Here is an 18,187-nt window from a genome sequence, read left to right as displayed (position 1 = left end):
ATAGACTTCGATTTCCCGTCACGGCTCAAGCCGGTGCGGGAAAGGTTGGAGTGGGATCGTTGAAGCCACTCGCGTTAACAGGGGAGTATCCATGAGCGATCTGCAAGAGGGCCCCCTGACACCGCTCTCCAGCCAGGGCACCCATGTCGCGGCCCGCCCGCAGAAACTAACCCGGCGCGAAGAGCGTCGTCGTCGTCGTGTACGCCGGCGCCGGGGAGAGGAAATCCTGGGTTGGATCCTCGTTCCGATCATCTGCTACGGAATTTATTGGGGGATCAGCGCCGGATTCGATGTGCTCGGAACGACTCCGGGCACGGTCTGGGACCAGTTGATGCAGGTCAAGCAGATGCTCGAGAAGAAGGCTTGACCCTTATCGGGTGAGAGCATGGAGCGAGAACAGGCGCTCGGCATCGGTCCAACTCTTCGCAACCCTCCATCCTGCCTGCGCCGCAAGGGCGCGGAAGCCGTCGATCGTGTACTTGTAGCTGTTCTCGGTGTGGATCGTCTCTCCCCCCGCGAAGCTGAAGCGGCGGCCCGCGAGCGACACGTCCTGGGCGCGCAAGCTCACGAGATGCATCTCGATCCGCGACTCCTCGGGTGCGAAATAGGCCCGGTGGGCGAAGGCCGATCGGTCGAAATCCGCTCCGAGTTCGCGGTTGATCCGATCGAGCAGGTTGAGGTTGAACCTCGCCGTCACGCCGGCTGCATCGTCATAGGCCGCATCGAGCACCGCCTTGTCCTTCACGAGATCGACGCCGACAATCAGGGATGCCCCACGCCCCAGGACCCGCCCGAAATGGGCGAGGAGATGGGCAGCCTGAGGCGGCTCGAAATTGCCGATGGTCGAGCCTGGGAAGAACCCTGCCACGGCGCCATCGGAGAGCCCATCGGGCAGGGTGAAGGGCCGGGTGAAATCCGCCGCGACCGGCTGAATCGACAGGTGTGGGAAGTCCCGCGACAGGGTTTCGGCTTCGCTTCGTAGGAAGTTCTCCGAAACGTCAACCGGAACGTAGGCGGCCAAATCCGTGAGATGGACGAGAAGCCGCCGGACCTTCACCGTCGAGCCGCTACCGAATTCCACGAGGTTCGCTCGTGACGGAAGAAGCGATGCGATGTCCGGCCCCGACGCATCGAGGATGCCGATTTCCGTGCGAGTCGGATAATATTCCGACTGTCGGGTAATCGCCTCGAACAGGTCGGAGCCGATCTCGTCGTAGAAATACTTCGCCGGAATGAATTTCTGCGCCGCCGAGAGCCCCACGAGGACGTCGTCGAGGAACTGTTGCTCCGGAGTGACGGAGGAGACGGGGGTGGCGTCCGTGAAGACGGGGTTGATGGTCACGGGCAAGTCTCCGAAGAACGCCGAAGGACGTAAGGTTTCGCGGGAGAGGGAAACGGAGATCAGTCGCGATAGTTCGACAGCCGCAGCCCCGTGAACTGCCAGCGCTGGTGCGGATAGAAGAAATTGCGATAGCCGATCCGGGCATGACCTTCGGAGGTGGCCACGGAAGAGCCGCGCAGGACGAACTGGTTCGACATGAACTTTCCGTTGTATTCGCCAAGCGCACCGGACACCGGCCTGTAGCCCGGGTAGGACAAATAGGCAGAACGGGTCCATTGCCAGACGAGGCCGAAGGCGTCGTCGAGCAGACCCTCCTTCGCGGCGATCTCCCATTCGAACTCGGTGGGCAGATCGCGCCCCGCCCATCGGGCAAAGGCATCCGCCTCGAAATAGCTCACGTGGGTGACGGGCAGGGCCGGGTCGATACTGGCCTGTCCGGCGAGGGTCATGCTCGACCATTGCCCGGCTTCATTGCGCTGCCAGTAGCCGGGGGCCTCCCAGCCCTCCGCCTGCACCGCGAGCCAGCCATCCGAGAGCCAGAGTTCGGGCCGCGCGTAGCCGCCATCCTCGATGAAGGCGAGCCATTGCGCGTTGGTGACGAGGCCCCTGTCGATCCGACACGGTAGGATCAGCGTCTCATGGCGTGGGGATTCGTTATCGAACGAGAATCCGTCGCCCTGATGCCCGATCTTCTCGACCCTCCCATCCAACTCGGCGGTTCCGCCCCGCGATACAGGACGAGGAAAACGCCATCCGGCATCGTAGACGGGGCTCAGGGGGTTCTGCGCGAAGGCATGGAGGATGTCGGTGAGGAGCAACTCCTGATGCTGCTGCTCATGATAAAGGCCGATCTCCAGGATCGACAGCACCGTGTCGAGGGTCGCCTCGGTCGAATCCGCCAGGAGGCCCTCCACTGCACGGTCCACATGGGCGCGGTAACCGGCGACCTCGTCCGCGGTCGGCCGTGTGATGAGACCGCGCATGATTCTCGGCTGGCGGGGGCCTGCGGCGACGTAATAGGAGTTGAAGAGGTAGTGCAGCCGCTCGTCGTAGATGCGGTAGCCGGGCACGTGATCGTGCAGGAGGAACTGCTCGAAGAACCACGTGGTATGCGCCCGGTGCCACTTCGTCGGACTGGCATCGGCCATGGACTGGATCTGTTGGTCCTCCGGCGATAGCGGCGCGGCGCGGCGCTCTGTCTCGTCGCGCACGGCGCGGAAGGCCCTGATCCAGGCCGCGCGATCCACCGGCCTTTCCAAGACGTTTGGCGGCGGGAATGCCGCGCTTTCCGTCTGACGATGCGAGGTCTCGCGGATTGCCGCCGTCGCTGCCATGTCGATCACTCCACTCGCATCCATGATGCGGAAATATGGCCCCGCCGCCATTCGGCAACGGCCATTCGCCTGCGCCCATCGACGCGGCGCGCATGGACGAAAAATGCCGGGCCTTTTTCATGCCTCAGTGACACGGCCTTAACCCTGCCGGCCCGACACTCCTCCATCCACGCACAGTGTCCAGGCAAGGCTCGTATGCGGATCGATCTGATGGCAGGAGTGATGACGGCGGCCCTGGCGGCTGAAATCCGGCCGACCCCAACCATTCTCGTGTTCGATTCCGGTCTTGGAGGCCTCACCGTTCTCGAACAGGTGAGGCGCGCCCGGCCCGACGCGCGTTACGTCTATGCCGCCGACGACGCCGCCTTTCCCTACGGGCGTCTATCGGAATCCATCCTCGTCGCCCGCGTCCTGGCGGTGATGGAGAGACTTCTCCTACGCCACGGCCCCGATCTCGTCGTGATCGCCTGCAACACGGCGTCGACCCTGGTGCTTCCTGCACTCCGGGCGCGCTTTTCGACACCGTTCGTCGGCGTCGTGCCGCCGATCAAGCCGGCGGCGGAGGCGACACGCTCGCGCAGGATCAGCCTCCTGGCGACGCCTGGCACTGTGGCGCGGCCCTATACCCACGACCTCATCGAGACTTATGCGGGCGCCTGTGCGGTCACCCTGGTCGGATCGCCGAATCTGGCGGCCTATGCCGAGGCCGAACTCGCGGGCCGCCCGGTCGACGACGCGTTGATCGCCGCCGAGATCGCCCCATGCTTCGTCGAGAGCGAGGACGGGCGACGTACGGACGTGGTCTGCCTCGCCTGTACCCATTATCCCCTGCTGCTCACGCGATTCCAGCGCCTCGCCCCCTGGGAGGTGACCTGGATCGATCCGGCCCCGGCCATCGCCCGCCGGGTCACGCAGCTTCTCGGTCCATCCCGGCGCAAGCCTCTGGACGACATCCCTCCGGGGCTGACGGCCTTCACCAGCGGTGCCAGCATCACGCCCTCCCTGCGTCGCTCTCTCGATGCCAGGGGCGTCGGCGATGTCGCCGTGGAGATGATGCCGCTCGCTCTGCAATAGATGCGTTGCCGCCTCGGCATTGACCTCCGGGCCTCTCTCGCCTATGCAGCGCTCAGTTACGGGGCTCCGAGAGGGGCCCCGCAGCTTTTTCAAGCGCACCCGTGAGCGGCAATGTCCGCTCTGTCGTTCCGCTTCGGCCCCGGGCCGCTTCGGAAAGAGGAGGGCGCGTTCCTCGACCAATCTCACTCGCTGAGAGGAACCGCGATGTCAAAACGTATTCAGGCGAAGCACAAGCTCGATCGCCGTATGGGCCAGAACATCTGGGGCCGCCCGAAGAGCCCCGTCAATCGCCGCGAGTACGGCCCCGGCCAGCATGGCCAGCGCCGCAAGGGCAAGATGTCCGACTTCGGCACGCAGCTGCGCGCCAAGCAGAAGCTCAAGGGCTACTACGCCAACATCACCGAGAAGCAGTTCCGCCGCTACTACGCCGAGGCGATCCGCCTGCGCGGCGATTCGAGCGAGAACCTGATCGGCTTGCTGGAGCGTCGCCTCGACGCCGTGGTGTACCGCGCCAAGTTCGTGCCGACCCCGTTCGCTGCCCGCCAGTTCGTGAACCACGGCCACGTCAAGGTGAATGGCCGTCGCGTGAACATCGCCAGCTTCCTCGTGAAGCCGGGCGACGTGATCGAGGTGAAGGATTCGTCGAAGCAGCTCGAGATCGTCGTCGTCGCCTCGCAGCTCGCCGAGCGTGACGTGCCGGACTACATCGAGGTGGATCACGCCAAGATGACCGCTCGCGTCACCCGCGTGCCGAGCCTCAGCGAAGTTCCCTACCCGGTCCAGATGGAACCGAACCTCGTGATCGAGTTCTATTCGCGCTGATCCCACCGGATCATCACCGAGACGAAAAAGGCCGCCCGAGAGGGCGGCCTTTTTGTTTGCCCGATTGATCAATGATCGATCAGGCCTCGCTCTTCGGACGGCTCATGTCGTGGGGAGGGCCACAAAAAAAGCGGGGAAGCCTATCTGGCCACCCCGCCTTCGGTTCATTGCTGCTGCACCAGATCATGTCGCTCCGTGACGTTCGCTTCGAAAGCGAGGTCGGATACGGCGGACTGCCTGAATGAACGCCTCAGCCGCGCTGGCCGATGGGCACGTATTCGCGCTTGTCCGGGCCGATATAGAGCTGGCGTGGGCGGCCGATCTTCTGCGAGGGATCCTCGATCATCTCGGCCCATTGGGCGATCCAGCCCGTGGTGCGGGCGAGCGCGAAGAGCACGGTGAACATCGAGGTCGGGAAGCCCATCGCCTTGAGGGTGATGCCGGAATAGAAATCGATGTTCGGGTAGAGCTTCTTTTCGATGAAGTATTCGTCCTTCAAGGCGATCTGCTCGAGCTGAACGGCGACTTCCAGCAGCGGATCGTCCTTGATGCCAAGCTGGCTGAGGACCTCATGCGTCGTCTTCTGCATGATGCGGGCGCGCGGATCGTAGTTCTTGTAGACGCGGTGACCGAAGCCCATCAGACGGAACGGGTCGTTCTTGTCCTTGGCCTTGGCGACGTATTTCACCACGTTATCGGGCGTGCCGATCTCTTCCAGCATCTTGAGCGCCGCCTCGTTGGCGCCGCCATGCGCAGGCCCCCACAGGCAGGCGATGCCGGCGGCGATACAGGCGAAGGGGTTGGCGCCCGACGAGCCGGCCAGACGCACGGTGGAGGTCGAGGCGTTCTGCTCGTGATCGGCGTGGAGGATGAAGATCCGGTCCAATGCGCGCGCATAGATCGGGTTGACGACGAACTCCTCGCAGGGAACCGCGAAGCACATCCGCAGAAAGTTCGAGGTGTAATCGAGGTCGTTCTTCGGGTAGACGAAGGGCTGACCGATGGAATACTTGTAAGCCATCGCCGCGAGCGTCGGCATCTTGGCGATCATGCGCAGGCTGGCGATCATGCGCTGCTTGTCGTCCGAGATGTCGGTCGAGTCGTGATAGAAGGCCGACAGCGCGCCGACGCAGGCGACCATGATCGCCATCGGGTGGGCGTCGCGGCGGAATCCCTGGAAGAAGCGGTTCATCTGGTCGTGCACCATGGTGTGGCGCGTAACCCGGTAGTCGAAATCCGCCTTCTGGGCGGGCGTCGGCAATTCACCGAACAGCATCAGGTAGCACGTCTCGAGGAAGTCGCCCTGCTCGGCGATCTGCTCGATCGGGTAGCCGCGATACAGGAGGACGCCGGCGTCGCCGTCGATATAGGTGATCTTCGATTCGCAGGACGCGGTGGAGGTGAACCCGGGATCGAAGGTGAACATGCCGGTCTTGGCGTGGAGCTTGCCGATGTCGATGACGTCGGGTCCGATCGTACCGGTCTTGATCGGAAGATCGACTTGGTTGTCGCCCACGGAGATCGTGCTGGTGGCGCTCATGGAGACGTGGACCCTTTCTTGGCAGAAGGCAGACCTTGGCAGAGGGTAGCGCCGGCCCGAATGGCGACATCCGCCACTTAGGACCGGCGCGCACGAACAGGCTTTTGCTGCAGGTGCTCACACACCTATCGGGTTAGCGGATCGGCACACCGCCTACAACCGATCCCCCTCGCCACTCGGCCGCGCAAGCGAAAACCGGGCCGATCTGTCACCCGTCGAGCGTCTGTGATCAGGTCGAGGATGCCTGATCTCCGAGGCGCCCCAGACACTCCTCGCGTCCGAGCACGGCCATGACGTCGAAGACCGGCGGAGAGGTCGCGCGCCCCGTGAGCGCGGCCCGCAATGGCTGGGCGATCAGGCCGAGCTTGAGCGCGTTTTCCTCGGCAAAGCGGCGCACCGCGCCCTCCGTGCTGGCCGCGTTCCATTCCGGCAGGTCGGCGAGGGCCGGCAGGATCGCCGCGAGACGCTGGCGAGCTTCCTCGCTCAAGAGGGCCTTCGCCTTGTCGTCGAGGCCGAGGGGACGCGACGCGGTGAGGTAATAGGCGCTGTCGAGGAGGTCCACGAGGGTCTTGGCGCGCTCCTTGAGACCGGGCATCGCCGCGCCGAGCTTGGCACGAAGCTCGGGCGACAAGGCGGTGGGCAATCCGCGATCGGGAGCGAGCACCGGAAGGATCGTCTCGATCGCATCGATCAGCACGGCATCGTCCGCCCCGCGAATGTAGAGCCCGTTGAGATTCTCGAGCTTCGCGAAATCGAATCGGGCAGCCGAGCGGCCGATCGACTTCAGCTCGAAGGCGGCGATCATCTCCTCGGTCGAGAACACCTCCTGATCGCCATGGCTCCAGCCCAGGCGGACGAGGTAGTTGCGCAAGGCCGAGGGCAGGTAGCCGAGGTCGCGATAGGCGTCGACACCGAGTGCCCCGTGACGCTTCGATAGTTTGGCGCCGTCAGCCCCGTGGATCAGCGGGATATGCGCCATGATCGGCGCGGACCAGCCGAGCGCGTCGTAGATCTGTCCCTGCCGGGCGGCGTTGGTGAGGTGGTCGTCACCGCGAATCACGTGGGTCACGCCCATGTCGTGATCGTCGACGACGACGGCGAGCATGTAGGTGGGGTTACCGTCGGAGCGCAGCAGGACGAGATCGTCGAGATCCTTGTTGGCCCAGGTCACGCGGCCCTGGACCTGATCTTCCACCACCGTTTCGCCGTCGGACGGAGCGCGTAGGCGGATCACCGGCTTCACGCCGGCCGGTGCCTCGGTCTGATCGCGGTCGCGCCAGCGGCCATCGTAACGCATGGGGCGGCCTTCGGCCCGCGCGGCCTCGCGCATGGCGGTGAGCTCGTCCGGCGTCGCATAGCAGTGATAGGCGTTGCCCGAGGCGAGCAGGCTTTCCGCGACCTGGCGGTGCCGATCCGCGCGGGCGAACTGGTATACGACGTCTCCGTCCCAATCCAGGCCGAGCCAGCGCAACCCTTCGAGGATCGCGTCGATGGCGCCCTGGGTGGAGCGCTCCCGGTCGGTATCCTCGATCCTCAGCAGCATGCGACCGCCGAAATGGCGGGCATAGAGCCAGTTGAAGAGCGCCGTGCGCGCTCCCCCGATATGCAGGTACCCCGTGGGGGAGGGGGCAAAACGCGTAACGACGGGTGACGACATCGGGCGGCTAAACTTGTGCGTGAAGGTGGGAGGGCGGATCGACCGGCCCGGATCGGCGCATGTAGCATGCGTTTGCGGTGACGTTAAGAAAACGTGGCGCCGAGTCGCGAGGCGGAGGCGGTGCCGCTCGTGCGGGCTCTCTCCAAAAGGGTGAGCCCTGAGGGAGACGCAGCGGCAGATGGCCCAGGCCAGCGCGCGAGCAAAGGGCGCGACGTTTGCGGGCCTGGCCCGTCCGCGATCCCCGTCGGCTATGGTAGAGGCGGCAAAACGCTGGTTCGCCGGCGGGCTCGCGGAGGAATCCGAACAGCGCCGCCTGTTTCCCTGGCTCGCCGTCGCATTCGGCCTCGGCATTCTCGTCTGTTTCACCGCCACCCACGGCGAGCCATCGCTGGCGGCACCGCTCCTCGTGGCGCTCGCCCTCTCGGCCGCCGTACCGTTCCTCGGTTCAAGGCCCGTCGCCCTCGCTCTGGTTCTCGGACTCGCCGCGTCCTTCCTCGGCTTCTCGGCCGCTGTGTTGCGCCTGCGGATCGTGGCGGCGCCCGTCCTGGCCCGGACGACCATCGCGCCGCTCACCGGCCTTGTGGAAGCCCTCGACGAGCGGGAGGTCGGTGCGCGGCTCATCGTCCTCGTGGAGAGTTTCGGCACCCTGACGCCGGATCGCCGGCCGACGCGGGTTCGCGTGTCCTACAAAAAGGCGCTCACCCTGAAGCCCGGCGATTACATCTCGGCGACGGCGCGGCTCCTGCCCCCGCCCGAGGCGGCCCGGCCCGGCGGATACGATTTCGCGCGCGATGCCTACTTTCGCGGGATCGGCGCCGTTGGCTCCCTCGTGGGCAAGATCGAGGTGAAGCCTCCGCCGAGACCCTTGCCCTGGCAGGTCTCGCTCGCCGCTGCCGTGGACGATGCGCGCAACGCGCTGACCCGCCGGATCACCGATGCCAATGGCGGGCAGGCCGGCGCGGTGGCCGCGGCCCTGGTGACGGGCAAGCGCGGCCTCATCAATGCCGAGACCAACGATGTCCTGCGCGCGGCGGGGATCTACCACGTGGTCTCGATTTCCGGGCTCCACATGGTACTCGCTGCCGGAGTGGTGTTCTGGCTCGTTCGCGCGCTCCTCGCCCTCGTCCCGGGCCTCGCCCTCATCTGGCCGATCAAGAAGATCGCCGCCGGTTTCGCCATGGTCGGCGTCACCGCCTATTGCGTCTTCTCGGGCTGGGACATCGCCGCCGAGCGATCGCTCATCATGACCCTCGTGATGCTGGGCGCGATCCTCGTAGATCGTCCCGCGCTCAGCATGCGCAACCTCGCCCTGGCCGCGCTGATCGCCCTCGCGCGCGAGCCCGACGGGCTACTCGGCCCGAGCTTCCAAATGTCCTTCGGCGCGGTGGCCGGCCTCATCGCCTGCGCGGGCACGCTCAATCGCTGGATGCCGCCACGCGAAGGCGCCAGCCTCTTGGCCCGCGCATGGCGGTTCCTCGCCGTCGCGGTCCTCGGCACCCTGGCGACGACCATGGTCGCCCAGATCGCGACGGCGCCGTTCGCGACCTATCATTTCCAGACCGTCCAGCCGTTCGGCATCGTCGGCAACGCGCTGACCTTGCCCCTCGTATCTCTGGCGGTGATGCCGGCGGCGGTGCTCGGGATCCTCGCCTACCCCTTTGCCCTCGATCAGCCGGTCTGGTGGGCGATGGGGCTCGCGGTACGGGGGATGCTCACGATCTCCGGGTGGATCAGCGGGTTTGGCCACGCCACCCTCGTCGTGCCGGCCTATGGCAGCACGGCCCTCTGCCTGCTGGCCCTCGCCCTGCTCCTGCTGACACTCCCCGTGTCGGGGCTGCGCTGGATCGGACTCGCTCCGGCCGCCCTCGGCATCGCCCTCGCCGCCACGCCACCGCGCTACGACCTCTATATCGACCGGGAGGGTGGGGGCGCGGCCCTGCGCGACCCTGACGGCCGGCTGGCAATCCTCGGAAACCCGCCCGCCTTCGTCCTCGAACAATGGCTCAAGGCGGACGGCGATTCTCGGAAGGCCGGTGCCGTATCCGCCTCCACGAAAGGCCGTTGCGATGCGGTCGGCTGCACCGCAGGGACGGAGACGCGGCGCATCGTGGCGCTTGTCAAGGACAAGCGGGCCTTTGCCGAGGATTGTGAGAGGGCAAGCATCATCATAGCCCGCCGCGACGCTCCCAAAGGATGCCGCGCCGGCCTCATCGTCGATCGGGCGTTCCTGGCGGAGCGAGGGGCGACGGCCGTTCGCTTCGGGCCGGATGGTCCTGTCGCGACATCGGCACGCGCGCCGAACGTCCGGCCTCCGTGGCGGCGGGTCATGGCCGATGCCTCGCCTGTACCCTCGACACCGGCCGAGACCGCGAAACTACAGGATCCCGAGATCGACGAAGGCGACCCATTGCCGGACACGCCCTCGGACCGGCCTCAGTAGCGGCGGACGAGGCTGACCAGGCGACCCTGGATCTGTACGCGGTCGGGACCCAGCACCCTCGTCTCATAGGCGGGGTTGGCGGCCTCCAGGGCGATGGAGGAACCGCGACGACGCAGGCGTTTCAGAGTGGCTTCCTCATCATCGATCAGGGCCACGATGATGTCCCCCGTATTCGCGGTGTCCTGCTTCTTGATCACCACCAGATCGCCGTCGAGAATACCCGCTTCGATCATCGAATCGCCGCGCACCTCGAGGGCATAATGCTCGCCCCCCGACAGGAGGTCGGGAGACAACGTGACCGAGTGACTTTGGTTCTGGATCGCCGAGATCGGTGTACCGGCCGCGATCCGACCCATGACCGGGATGGTGATGGCCCGTCCGCTCTCGTCCTGAGCCTGGGTCGTAGGCGGACGCATAGATGGCGTCGCCTTGGACCGTCCGCCTTCGACGACGCTGGGCGTAAAGCGGCGGACTTCGCCGGCGGGAGCCGGCTTCGGCGCGGGGGCGCCGGTCAGGCTTTCGGGCATCCGGATCACCTCGATCGCCCTGGCCCTATTCGGCAGGCGCCGCAGGAACCCACGCTCTTCGAGGGCCGTGATCAGCCGGTGAATGCCCGATTTCGACTTGAGATCGAGCGCGTCCTTCATCTCGTCGAACGAGGGCGGGACACCACTCTCCTGCATCCGTTGCTGAATGAATTGGAGAAGATCCAGCTGCTTACGCGTCAACATACAGATCACTCTTCCACTGAAGCCAATGGCCGCGACTAACGCCGCTGAAACAAAACACGAACATGGTAGACGTTCTGGAAGTGTTCTGCAAGGGTTCCGTTAACGCGGTGGTAGAGTTTGTTCCTGGGCGGACATTCGCTGGCATCCCGGCGCCGGAGCCCGGCTGGCGGTTCGCGCCTCGCAAGTCGGCTCCATCCCGACGACATCCCACCCCGCGAGCTGATCGCCTCGGCGTGGTCGTTCAATAGCGACGGTGCCACCGGTCGCTGGCTTCGCCGCAGAATCGGGGATTCGTTTCGATCACTGTGACGGATCGGCGAGCCAATACAGGCGCTTCGATCCGACCGAAGCCGGATGTCCCGTCTCGTTCGCCGACATTGGCGGTCGCAGCGACCAGAAACCGGCGACGATGCCGTTCAGTCGAGATAGTCGCCGTACTTCTCGACATGGCTGGCCAGGCCGAGGCCGTGCTCGCGCACCAGGCGTTCGGCAAGTTCCGCGTCGCGCGCCTCCAGCGCCTTGATGATCGCCACGTGTTCCTTGATCGAGTTGGCGGCACGGTCGCCCTGGCGCATGGCCGTGTTGCGGATGCCGCGAACGTGCATGAGCAGATTGCTGGTGATGTCCTTGATGACGTCGCACTGGCCCAGCGAAATGATCTTCTGGTGGAAGCGGATATTGGCTTCCGAATACTCGTCGAGATGATCCGACGGACGACCCTCGTAGAATTCCGGGAAATGCTCGCGCAGGCAGTGCAACTGCTCGTCTGTGGCTCGCTCGCAGGCGAGGCGAGCGGCCATGCTCTCCAGGGCCGACCAGGCCTGGATCATGCTGACGATCTCCTTCTTCGACTTCTTGATCACGAAGACGCCGCGCCGGGCCTCGAACCGTACGAAACCTTCCTGCTCGAGTACCGTCAGCGCTTCGCGCACCGGGGTGCGGCTCACTCCCAGGTTGAGAGACAGCTTCCTCTCGTCGAGCCTCACCTCCTCGCGCTGATTATAGATGTTCATATTCGTGATTGCTTCCTTGAGCGCGTCGTAGGCCAATGCACGCAAGCTCGAAGTCGCAACGATCGGCTTTACTTGAAACGTATCCGTCTTGACCATTTTCGACACCTAGAATGATTTCAACTCGCACACAGGGTCGAGCACACTTGGTGTGAAGCATGCCAAACCCGCGTTCGAAATACAAGGAACGCTTCGGGGCAAAGAAATCCTTCAACACAAGAATAGTGGCATCTCTTGTCCTAGCAATCCGGAGGACATGCATTCGGTCGTTGGAGCCGCGGCGATGCCGCACTCGCCATCGTCTCGTTCGTTTGAGTGCCGCGCAATCGCTGAAGCCCGACCAAACCGGCAAGATCATGCAAAATGGTTTGACAGTTGGTATTTGGTATGCCACCAATTGTCGAGAGATGCGGAGGGTGATCCGACTGTAAGGCGGCCTGAGCGAGGTCGTGATGAGGCTTCGGCGGATTGGCGGTGGCATCCCAGCACGCTGTCGACGTAGGGACACGCATTATAACGCATTACGTTCCTTAGCCCTTCGGTCGGGAGGTTTACGGACGGTCTTCAAGATAAGCATGAGCTTTCTGCTTGAGGAGGTCATAATTTTTTCGGTCTGACTTAAGAAAAATACGGTTTCGCCGAGACGTGCGGCCGTGGACGCCCCCGCCGCCCCACGATGGGGACGTCACCTCATCGGCTCGTCTGCCCAGCGGGTCGCAAATCATAACAAAACAGCAAAGAACCAGGGAGAGAACACGATGTCCGCTTTGGCCCAGAGAATCGCTGTCGACGTTTCGGCGGAGCCTGAGCTCACCGATGGCTTTCATCTCGTCATCGATGCGTTGAAGCTCAACGATATTCATACGATCTACGGTGTTCCCGGTATTCCGATCACCGATCTCGGTCGTCTTGCCCAGGCTGCGGGCATGCGTGTCATCTCCTTCCGCCATGAGCAGCATGCCGGCAATGCGGCCGCCATCGCGGGCTTCCTCACGAAGAAGCCCGGCATCTGCCTCACGGTTTCGGCCCCCGGCTTCCTCAACGGTCTGACGGCGCTCGCCAACGCCACCACCAATTGCTTCCCGATGATCCTCATCTCCGGCTCGTCCGAGCGCGAGATCGTCGACCTGCAGCAGGGCGATTACGAAGAAATGGACCAGCTCGCCATCGCCAAGCCCCTCTGCAAAGCCGCCTTCCGCGTGCTTCATGCCGCCGATATCGGCATCGCCGTCGCCCGTGCCATCCGTGCGGCTGTGTCCGGCCGACCCGGCGGTGTCTATCTCGATCTGCCCGCCAAACTGTTCAGCCAGGTGATGGAGGCCGAGGCCGGCGCCAAATCCCTGGTCAAGGTCATCGATGCGGCCCCGGCCCAGCTGCCGGCCCCCTCGGCGATCAAGCGCGCACTCGATGTCCTGAAGAGCGCCAAACGCCCCCTCATCGTTCTCGGCAAGGGGGCAGCTTATGCGCAGGCCGATGACGAGGTCCGGGCTCTCGTGGAAACCAGTGGCATCCCCTACGTGCCCATGAGCATGGCCAAGGGCCTCCTGCCCGACACCCATCCACAATCGGCGGGTGCCGCCCGTTCGCTCGTCCTCAAGGAGGCCGACGTCGTCCTGCTGGTGGGCGCGCGTCTCAACTGGCTGCTCTCCCACGGCAAGGGCAAGACCTGGGGCGCCCCCGGCTCCAAGAAGTTCATCCAGATCGACATCGAGCCGAAAGAGATGGACTCCAATGTCGAGATCGTGGCCCCCATCGTCGGTGATATCGGCTCCTGCGTCTCAGCGCTCCTCGACGGCATGAAGGGTGACTGGCAGGCCCCGCCGACATCCTGGACCGATGCCATCTCCGCCAAGAAGGAGGAGAACCTCGCCAAGATGGCGTCGAAGCTGCGCAAGAACTCGACGCCGATGGACTTCCACGGCGCGCTCGGCGCACTGAAGACCATCATCGCCGAGCGGCCCGACGCAATCCTCGTCAACGAGGGCGCCAATACCCTCGATCTGGCGCGTGGCATCATCGACATGTACCAGCCGCGCAAGCGTCTCGATGTCGGCACCTGGGGCATCATGGGGATCGGCATGGGCTTCGCCATCGCCGCCGCCGTGGAAACGGGCAAGCCCGTCCTCGCCGTCGAGGGCGACAGCGCCTTCGGCTTCTCCGGCATGGAGGTGGAGACCATCTGCCGTTACAACCTGCCGGTCTGCATCGTCGTGTTCAACAACAACGGCATCTATCGCGGCACCGATACGGACCCGACCGGCCGCGACCCCGGCACGACCGTCTTCGTCCGGGATTCCCGTTACGACAAGATGATGGAAGCCTTCGGCGGCGACGGCGTCAACGCGACCACGCCGGACGAGCTCTCCCAGGCCGTCAACGCCGCGATGGACTCGGGCCGCCCGACCCTCATCAACGCGGTGATCGACCCCGAAGCCGGCACCGAGAGCGGCAATATCGGCAGCCTCAACCCGCAGAGCGCAGTGAAAAAGAAGAAGTAGGCCATCGGTCCATCCGGCCGCTCCCGCGTCAGCGACGCTGGGGCGGTCGGTGCCCATATCCGCCGAACGCCCTTCAACGCGGAAGAGTCCTATGAATGCCCTCGAAGGCGTGAAGATCCTCGACTTCACCCATGTCCAATCCGGCCCGACCTGTACCCAGCTCCTGGCCTGGTTCGGCGCGGACGTGATCAAGGTCGAGCGTCCGGGCGTTGGCGACGCGACACGCCAGCAGCTTCAGGATATTCCCGATGTGGACAGCCTCTATTTCACGATGCTGAACCACAACAAGCGGTCGATCACCCTCGACACCAAGAACCCGAAGGGGATCGAGGTGATGTGGCGTCTGGTGAAGGAGTGCGACGTTCTCGTGGAGAACTTCGCGCCCGGCGCTCTCGCCCGGATGGGCCTGACCTGGGAGGCGATCCACCAAGCCAACCCCCGCATGATCCTCGCCTCGGTCAAGGGGTTCGGACCGGGAGCTTACGAGAATTGCAAGGTCTACGAGAACGTAGCCCAATGCGTGGGAGGTGCCGCCTCCACCACCGGGTTCCGCACCGATATCCCGATGGTATCCGGCGCTCAGATCGGAGATTCCGGCACCGGCCTTCATCTAGCCCTCGGCATCGTCACGGCGCTCTATCAGCGGACCCATTCGGGCCTTGGTCAGAGGGTCGATTGCGCCATGCAGGATGGCGTCCTCAACCTCTGCCGGGTCAAGCTGCGCGACCAGCAGCGACTGGAGCGCGGTCCGCTCGAGGAATACAGCCAGTACGGGGAGGGGATCGGTTTCGGCGATTCCGTGCCGCGCGCGGGCAACGATTCCGGTGGCGGGCAGCCGGGTCGTATCCTGAAGTGCAAGGGATGGGAGACCGATCCCAACGCCTACATCTACTTCATCGCACAAGGCGCGGTCTGGGAGCCGATCTGCGACGTCATCGGCGAGCCGACCTGGAAGACCCATCCCGATTACGCGACGCCGAAAGCGCGCCTGCCGCATCTGAACGAAATCTTCACGCGGGTCGAAGCCTGGACGATGTCGAAGACCAAGTTCGAGGCGATGGAAACGCTTAACGCGCTTCACGTCCCCTGCGGCCCGATCCTTTCGATGAAGGAGATCGCGGAGGACGAGTCGCTGCGAAAATCCGGCACGGTGGTCGAGGTCGACCATCCGGAGCGTGGGAAATACTTGACCGTGGGAAACCCGATCCGACTTTCGGCGAGTCAGGTCGAGGTCAAGCGCTCGCCCCTGCTGGGCGAGCATACCGACGAGATCCTGCGCGACGTCCTCGGCTATTCCGAGAACGACAGGCTCAAGATCTCGGAATCAGGGGCGATCGGCGCAGTCCAGAGGATCGCCGCCGAATGATCTGCTCCTGAACGAAGCGCGAGCCGATTGTCTCAACATCCCGACTCGCGTGCACGACGTGAAACTCCTCCCGACTCAGCGCGGTGTCGGCCTCGGGTCCGATGCCGCGCTCTTTCGTTCAGGGGCAGTCGATCAGGCAATGCCGGTGAAGCGTCCGGCCGAACCGCCCACGTAACCGCGGCTCTCGGAACCGGTCTTGTCGGGGCGCACCGACAGGAGATCGGCGGCTTTCACCACGAGAACGACCTGAAGAGCGATCATGCAGAGAACGGCGGCGAAGATGGTGACGAGCATGGTGGGCTCCCGATGGCGCGTTGCAACATCGTGATGCCATGGTGCGGCGCAAACTGATATATCACATTCCTTCGACCAGGCATGTCCCAGACGCATGCTGAAGTTGGTTGCAGCCGGGAGCCGGCGTCGGGCGCATCCGCGAAAGGCACTTTCTCATGTGATCGCGGGACTGAGAGGCATTCGCCGGCCGACAGTCAGGACCAGGCCGCGTCGCCCCATCGGCCCAGCGTGTGGGTGTCCTCCGGTCGAAGCCATTCTCCTGGTTCCGCGATGGCCGGACACTGGTCCGCTACGCCCATAAGGGCCAAGGCTGCGTGCAGGTCAGGGTCCTCGGCCGCGCGTGAGACGGCGTCCGCGGAGAGATGGGACAGGCGGCTGCTTTCGAGCCGCGCATAGACCCGCCCCGTTCCGTGATCGGCGAATCGGATCGTCGTCATCCGGCGAACGCAATCGCGCAGGAAGCTCATGTTCTGTTGAGCTTCCATCGAGCCGGCGGCGGCATAGACCTCGTCGGCCGACCGCGCGGAGACCTCGATCTTGCGGTATCTATCGATATCGAAAATGAATTTCATGTCGAGAATGGTCATCGCGCCGTTGATGCCGAAGGCAACGGTTCTCGGCCGCTCACCCTCCGGCACGCTGTTGTCGAGGAACTCGAAATGGACCTGCTTGTCCGTTCTCAGCGCCCAGGTGAAAAACAGGCGCGGCATGCCGGTATAGGCTTCGACATTGTGGGCGAGCAGATCCTCCACCGCCTTGTAGCGGCCGAACTGCTCGCCGCGCTTCCAAGCCCGCTCGACCGTCGCCTCCGGCGGCGTGATCATGAACTGCATGTAGACGCTGTGACCGAATCGGGTGAGGAGCTGGCTGCCGCTCTCGGCGCCGGCATCGACGGTGAAGCTGTCGAAACGAAACCGGTCTATGAGGAGATGCGAAATGCGGCCTTCGGCGGCCTTCACCGCCATATGCCGGTCGAGCTTGCGATCGATGATCTCGACCTCTCGCCCTGTCAGGGTCCCGGCATAGCGCCGGGCCGGGCCGAGGCTGTCGTAATCGAGCAGAAACTTGCGCCAGACGTCGGGCGTGATCACCGCGAAATCCGATTCATCGAGCCCGAGCCGCCCGGCAAGCGCCCGCTGATAGGGCCGGATCGTGCTCTTGCCCGATGCCGAGGCACCCTTGACGTTCATGACTACCGGCCGGATCTGGGCCTTCAACACATGGTAGCTTTGGCTGGCGACGACATCGCGAACCCATGGCTCGATCAGCTGTCCGATCCGGGTGCTGCCATGCTGGTTCGAAACGAGCGTGCAGGCGAGACGTGAGAGAAGCGCCTTGTCGCGGATGAGGAAACCGCGCCGGCTGACGATGCTCGTCACCACCTGTCGCAATGCCGCACAGGCCGCCGCTTCGATGGGTTCAGGCGATGCCACGCATCGGGCTTGCCATGCGTCGAGATGCAGGAGTGCAGACTGCTCCGGTGTGAGAGTTTCCTCCCGGCACCATGCGGGTTCGGGCGAGCCGAGGATCGTCTGCCACAAGGATGCCCGTGTCCTGACCCGTTTCTCCGGACCTTTCGACAGGAACATCGCGGAGAGTTCCCGCTCGAGGACCTGCGTCGCATCGCTTCGAATGCGGTCGAGCAGGTCGGAGATCTCATCCTCATGGGACGCTACCCCGTCGCGCAGGATGGTGCCGACCATGGCGCGGAAATTCACTCCGAGATCGCCATAGGTCCGGCCGACCGGAACCGACAGGTCGGCCATGACACGGATGAGAACTTCGTGGACGACGAGGCGCTCTGCCCGGAACCGGACCAGTTGCATCAGCGGAAGCCCGCTAACGTCCATCATCTCGCGAGCGTCCGCGAGGGTGGTCTCGACATTGTCGGGCCGGTAGATCGTCTCCAGGGCGAGGAACGCCCTGGGCAGGTTCGATTCGAGACCCGGATTCCAAGGGCCGTATTCTTCCCGTGGCCTCGGCTCAGCCAGATCCGCGATTCTGCTCTCCGGGATGGACATGACCGACCGCTCCGAGATTCAGCACCTTCGCTGGCGGCCGGGCGTCGTCGTCAAGAAA

General features: G+C 64.4%; 14 protein-coding genes. 6 read left to right on the top strand and 8 right to left on the bottom strand.

What is annotated here, in order from left to right; genetic code table 11:
* Positions 1-91 precede the first annotated feature (91 nt).
* Positions 92-367 (top strand): hypothetical protein, encoded by a 276-nt coding sequence (locus A3OM_RS0115985; RefSeq protein ID WP_018044773.1) that lies wholly within the window; start codon positions 92-94, stop codon positions 365-367.
* A gap of 3 nt (positions 368-370) precedes the next feature.
* Here A3OM_RS0115985 and egtD read toward each other — a convergent pair whose 3' ends face one another.
* Positions 371-1,336 (bottom strand): L-histidine N(alpha)-methyltransferase, encoded by a 966-nt coding sequence (gene egtD / locus A3OM_RS0115980; RefSeq protein ID WP_245257846.1) that lies wholly within the window; start codon positions 1,334-1,336, stop codon positions 371-373.
* 65 nt (positions 1,337-1,401) lie between these two features.
* Positions 1,402-2,676 (bottom strand): ergothioneine biosynthesis protein EgtB, encoded by a 1,275-nt coding sequence (gene egtB, locus A3OM_RS0115975; RefSeq protein ID WP_026176104.1) that lies wholly within the window; start codon positions 2,674-2,676, stop codon positions 1,402-1,404.
* 195 nt (positions 2,677-2,871) lie between these two features.
* Between egtB and murI the strand changes: the two genes are divergently transcribed.
* On the top strand, positions 2,872-3,750 hold the full coding sequence (gene murI / locus A3OM_RS0115970) for a glutamate racemase (RefSeq protein ID WP_026176103.1): 879 nt from the start codon (positions 2,872-2,874) through the stop codon (positions 3,748-3,750).
* Between the two features lie 204 nt (positions 3,751-3,954).
* Positions 3,955-4,572: a 30S ribosomal protein S4 gene (rpsD, locus tag A3OM_RS0115965; RefSeq protein ID WP_018044769.1), complete on the top strand. Its 618-nt coding sequence runs from the start codon at positions 3,955-3,957 to the stop codon at positions 4,570-4,572.
* A 250-nt stretch (positions 4,573-4,822) separates the two neighbouring features.
* On the opposite strand, the gene gltA is transcribed toward rpsD, so the two are convergent.
* Both gltA and gltX read right to left on the bottom strand, forming a co-directional pair.
* A complete protein-coding gene (gltA, locus tag A3OM_RS0115960) occupies positions 4,823-6,112 on the bottom strand; it encodes a citrate synthase (protein ID WP_018044768.1) in 1,290 nt (429 codons plus the stop codon).
* Positions 6,113-6,341: 229 nt separating this feature from the next.
* Positions 6,342-7,769 (bottom strand): glutamate--tRNA ligase, encoded by a 1,428-nt coding sequence (gene gltX / locus A3OM_RS0115955; protein WP_026176102.1) that lies wholly within the window; start codon positions 7,767-7,769, stop codon positions 6,342-6,344.
* A 178-nt stretch (positions 7,770-7,947) separates the two neighbouring features.
* Here gltX and A3OM_RS0115950 point away from each other — a divergent pair, with 178 nt between their 5' ends.
* On the top strand, positions 7,948-10,209 hold the full coding sequence (locus A3OM_RS0115950; RefSeq protein ID WP_043764349.1) for a ComEC/Rec2 family competence protein: 2,262 nt from the start codon (positions 7,948-7,950) through the stop codon (positions 10,207-10,209).
* On the opposite strand, the gene lexA is transcribed toward A3OM_RS0115950, so the two are convergent.
* Positions 10,203-10,940 (bottom strand): transcriptional repressor LexA, encoded by a 738-nt coding sequence (gene lexA, locus A3OM_RS0115945; protein ID WP_018044765.1) that lies wholly within the window; start codon positions 10,938-10,940, stop codon positions 10,203-10,205. The genes A3OM_RS0115950 and lexA overlap by 7 nt on opposite strands.
* Positions 10,941-11,356: 416 nt before the next feature.
* A complete protein-coding gene (locus tag A3OM_RS0115940; RefSeq protein WP_026176100.1) occupies positions 11,357-12,049 on the bottom strand; it encodes a GntR family transcriptional regulator in 693 nt (230 codons plus the stop codon).
* Positions 12,050-12,708: 659 nt separating this feature from the next.
* On the opposite strand from A3OM_RS0115940, the gene oxc reads away from it, so the two are divergent.
* Together oxc and frc are read left to right on the top strand one after the other, a co-directional pair.
* Complete coding sequence (oxc, locus tag A3OM_RS0115935; RefSeq protein ID WP_026176099.1) at positions 12,709-14,448, top strand: oxalyl-CoA decarboxylase; 1,740 nt, start codon at positions 12,709-12,711, stop codon at positions 14,446-14,448.
* 91 nt (positions 14,449-14,539) lie between these two features.
* Positions 14,540-15,814 (top strand): formyl-CoA transferase, encoded by a 1,275-nt coding sequence (gene frc, locus A3OM_RS0115930; RefSeq protein WP_018044762.1) that lies wholly within the window; start codon positions 14,540-14,542, stop codon positions 15,812-15,814.
* 132 nt (positions 15,815-15,946) lie between these two features.
* Here the strand turns inward: frc and A3OM_RS26175 are convergent, their stop codons facing one another.
* Together A3OM_RS26175 and A3OM_RS0115920 are read right to left on the bottom strand one after the other, a co-directional pair.
* Complete coding sequence (locus A3OM_RS26175; RefSeq protein WP_018044761.1) at positions 15,947-16,108, bottom strand: hypothetical protein; 162 nt, start codon at positions 16,106-16,108, stop codon at positions 15,947-15,949.
* Positions 16,109-16,302: 194 nt separating this feature from the next.
* The gene (locus A3OM_RS0115920; protein ID WP_018044760.1) at positions 16,303-18,129 is read right to left on the bottom strand and encodes a hypothetical protein; all 1,827 of its coding nucleotides are present in this window, start codon (positions 18,127-18,129) and stop codon (positions 16,303-16,305) included.
* Positions 18,130-18,187 lie beyond the last annotated feature (58 nt).

The organism is Methylobacterium sp. 88A, assembly GCF_000376345.1.
GTDB classification, from domain to species: Bacteria; Pseudomonadota; Alphaproteobacteria; order Rhizobiales; family Beijerinckiaceae; genus Methylobacterium; species Methylobacterium bullatum.
This window is presented reverse-complemented; position numbering and strand designations above follow the sequence as displayed.